Here is a 371-nt window from a genome sequence, read left to right on the forward strand (position 1 = left end):
GATGTCGCCCACGTCCCCACCATGCTACCCGCGCTACAGCGCGCTTATATGCGCAGTGACGATTTACCTGGTCTGGAAAACCATCTGCAAAACCTGCTGAGCCAAGCCCCCTACACCAGCGTGATTGTGGCGCTGGGGGCGCTCGTTCATCAAAGAGACGGCGTGGACAGCGCAATTGAACGAACGGGTGCCTGGCTAAGTGAAGCTCCAAGCCTCGGAGGGCTTGATTACTTAGTGGACCTTTACTTAGAAAGTGAGCGGCTGGCGGGTAAAACTACCCCTGACACCCGCCTGATGCTGCTCAAACATCATACGGGCGCACTGTTGACAGGCAGGCCTCGCCATCGCTGCCGTCGCTGCGGTTTCAGCAG

The 371-nt window shown here is 58.2% G+C and carries 1 protein-coding gene; it reads left to right on the top strand.

Annotated features, from left to right (window positions below; translation table 11 throughout):
• Positions 1 to 48 precede the first annotated feature (48 nt).
• Positions 49 to 371 (top strand): hypothetical protein (locus SB773_RS30375; RefSeq protein WP_410593915.1); only part of this gene is annotated, 323 nt, incomplete at its 3' end.

This window comes from Bacillus sp. SIMBA_074, assembly GCF_046534555.1.
GTDB lineage: Bacteria > Bacillota > Bacilli > Bacillales > Bacillaceae_G > Bacillus_A > Bacillus_A mycoides.